Consider the following 3,775-nt stretch of genomic DNA (forward strand, 5'->3'; position numbering starts at 1 on the left):
ATTAGAAAATGATTGGGGTGGTTCGGTTTACTTTATTCTGGATGGTTGGGTGAAAATTCGTACTTACGATGTAGAGGGTAGAGAAGTCACCTTAAATATCGTCGGTAAAGGGGAAATAGTCGGAGAAATGGCCGCTTTAGACGAATCTACCCGCTCCACCGATGCTATCACCTTAACCACGGCCACAATTAGCAGTATTCCCGCCCAAGATTTTATTAATCTGCTCACATCGGAACCTTTAGCGGGAATTCATCTTTCTCAATTAATGGCCAGGCGTTTGCGTCAACTTAACCGGCGTTTACGTTTACGCGAGGCCGATAGTCTCTCCAGAGTCGCCGATACTTTACTCTTTTTGGCCGAAGGTCAAGGACAAAAAAGCGGCCAGGGTACGATAATTCCTAATTTACCTCACCGGGAATTGAGTAGCATTAGTGGCCTGGCCCGGGAAACCGTGACCCGATCCTTGACCAAATTGCAGAAAAAAGGCCTGATTCAAAGACAGCAGGAATCTCTCTGTATTCCCGATCTAGCCGCTTTAGGAAGAGCGATCTCCTAAATTCAGTTATCAGCTTCTGAAGGCAAAAGGTAAGACCCCCCAACCCTAGGGCTGATTCATTCTCCGAATCTAATTCTTTTTTTTGCTACCCTTAATCGCTTATGAGGTAAGCTAGGGAGCAGGGGAGTACAGGTTTTTGCTTTCATGGTAGGTTGATTCATGAATCAACCTACAAAGCACGACGTTTTGACAAATTTTCAGCTATTTATTCCGAGAATTAGCTTAACATAGGAAAAATAACAGTTTTTGGTGTTACTAAGAAAATATAATGAGAGAAATTTGGGGTTCCCTATTTATTTTTTTAGTCTGTCCTATAATCGGGGGACTGCCTCTGATCGATTGGATAAATTATCTAGTAACCGGACGTAAATTATCCCAATTAGGGACTGGTAATATCGGTGTAACTGCTGCCTTTTACCACGGAGGAAAATTAGTGGGAATTTTAGCAGTAATTTCGGAAGCAGCCAAGGGAATTATCGTTATTTTCCTAACCCGTGTCTTTTTTCCCACCGGCTCCTCTTGGGAATTATTAGCTTTAATTGCCTTAGTTATGGGGCGCTATTGGTTAGGAAAAGGCGCGGGAACTACTAATGTTTTCTGGGGATTAATTGTTCACGATTTTGTCGCTGTTTTTCTCACCTTAATTATTAGTGGGATTAGCTTTACTATTTTTCGAGAAAAATCTACGGGTAGATTGGTAGGATTATTTTTATTAGCTTTAATTCTCACCTTGCGCCGTCCCCAGGATTCAGGTTATATTATAATTGCCATTGCTTTAGCCTGTTTATTAGGGGCAATTTTTCAAAAAATAGCCGACGATTTAGACTTACCTGAAGCAAGTGTTAACAATGAATCAAAAACTATGTTTCGTTTTTTTCGTGGAGATCGATCGCTCCAAACTCTTGATGACAATCTGGCAGCTTCAAAAGTGGGACAAAAAGCCGCCACTTTAGCCTATCTTAAGCGTGCCGGTTATCCCATTCCTCGGGGTTGGATTTTACCACCAGGGGATGATCCACAACCATTAATAGAATCTCTTAATCCTGATATTAATCATCCCTTAGTAGTGCGATCTTCCGCTATTGGAGAAGATAGTGAAACCGCTTCATCTGCGGGACAATATACGACAATTCTTAACGTCATCGATCGAGAAAATTTAGCAGCGGCGATTTTGAGTTGCCAAACCTCCTATAATAGTCCTAATGCTGTTAATTATCGACTCGATCGAGGTCAAGAAAACACGGCCATGGCTGTGTTAATTCAAGAACAAATTCGAGGAGTTTTTTCGGGAGTTGCCTTCAGTCGTGATCCGATTAATCCTCTCAGTTTAGATGTAGTTATTGAAGCTTTACCCGGAGATGCCACCAGAGTTGTATCGGGAAGAATCACCCCCGAAAGTTATCGGGTTAATTTAGAAGAAAATATCATCATCGGAGCGGGAGATATTCCCCCAGCTATTATTCAACAGGTAGCTAATCTTTGTCGGCAATTAGAAACCCTTGATCATGGCATTCCCCAAGATATAGAATGGACTCATAACGGACGAAAATTATGGTTATTACAGTGCCGTCCTATCACTAATTTACAGCCAATTTGGACAAGAAAAATCGCAGCTGAAGTTATCCCCGGAGTGATTCGTCCTTTGCCTTGGTCAATTAATCGTCCTTTAACCTGTGGAGTTTGGGGAGATATTTTCCAGTTAGTTTTAGACAAAAAAGCCCTCGATTTGGATTTCAAGGAAACAGCGACTTTACACTATCAAAGAGCTTATTTTAATGCTTCTTTGTTAGGAACAATTTTCCGTCGCATGGGATTACCTCCAGAAAGCTTAGAATTCCTGACCAAAGGGGCAAAGTTTACCAAACCACCCTTAACGGCAACTTTGGCTAATTCTCCCGGTTTATTAAAACTTTTAGGACGGGAATTACAGTTAGAAAAAGACTTTAGCCAAGATCAAAAAAACTATTTTATCCCGACGCTCGAAAAAATTAACGCTACTTCCCCAGAAGCTTTATCTTCAGGGGAGATTTTAGAGCAAATTGAGGAGATTTTAACCCTCTTAAAAAAAGCCACCTATTATAGTATTCTTGCCCCTCTTAGCTTCGCTTTGCGTCGCAGTATTTCGCAAGTACCTTTTGAGAGATTGGATAACTCCCAAGCACCAGAAATAGCCTCGATGCGATCGCTATCTGAACTGAGAAAAAATACGATCGATCGAGATTTTGACTCAGCTTTTTCCCTCTGGTTAGAAACCTACGGTTATTTAAGCGAAGTGGGAACCGATATTTCGATACCGAGATGGCGAGAAAATCCCCAATATCTGCTACAATTATCCTTAGATATTCCCAACAATAATAGCCATAAAAAAGTTAAATCTTCCCATACTGTCCAAAAAAGACTAAATATCAAAAACCAAGTCACTCAAGTTTACTCCCGTCTTTTAGCTCACCTACGCTGGCATTTTCTCGCATTAGAAAACCTCTGGTTACAGCAGGAAATATTATCGGAGACGGGAGATATATTTTATCTAAATTATTCAGAAGTTACCCAGTTAGGTCAGAATAATAAAATCGCCAATCTTAACCAGATTATCCACCAGCGTCGCCAACAATTCCAAGAAAACTCTCAATTAACCGATATTCCCTATATCGTTTATGGACAACCCCCGCAAAGAGAATTTTTAGTCTCGAATTTAACTGCTAAAAAACGCTTACAGGGAATTGCCGCTAGTGGGGGGACAGTGGAAGGACGAGTCAAAATTATGCCAACCCTACAAAATCTAGAAATTGCCCCTAATACTATTCTCGTTATTCCCTATACTGACTCAGGATGGTCCCCTTTATTATCCCGGGCTGTGGGCATTATTGCCGAGGTGGGGGGACAATTATCCCATGGTGCTATTATTGCCAGAGAATACGGAATTCCGGCGGTTATGGATGTGCATAATGCCATGAAATTGTTAAAAGATGGTCAATTCATTCGTCTCGATGGCAGTCAAGGAATTATTGAAATTCTCTAGGCATTAGGTGTAGGGTGTGGAGTGTGGGGGGGTCACTGCGTGCGCGTTGCGGGGGAAGAATAAATAGGGTTTGCTGAATAAATCTAAAAACCTTATCCAACAAGGTTTTTAGACTTTTTTTCCCTCAAAAAGTGCCGACCCTTGGAGTGATTGGGGGGAAAATTCAGGGACTTTTTCCCTGAAAATTAGGTAATTGACCA

The 3,775-nt window shown here is 41.4% G+C and carries 2 protein-coding genes; both read left to right on the forward strand.

The window, feature by feature from the left end; genetic code table 11:
- Positions 1–556 (forward strand): Crp/Fnr family transcriptional regulator (locus IM319_RS04855; RefSeq protein WP_287734843.1); only part of this gene is annotated, 556 nt, incomplete at its 5' end.
- 268 nt (positions 557–824) lie between these two features.
- A complete protein-coding gene (locus IM319_RS04860) occupies positions 825–3,575 on the forward strand; it encodes a glycerol-3-phosphate acyltransferase (RefSeq protein WP_287734844.1) in 2,751 nt (916 codons plus the stop codon).
- Positions 3,576–3,775: the final 200 nt, after the last annotated feature.

Origin of the sequence: Microcystis sp. M113S1, assembly GCF_020246945.1 — a bacterium.
Lineage (GTDB): Bacteria > Cyanobacteriota > Cyanobacteriia > Cyanobacteriales > Microcystaceae > Microcystis.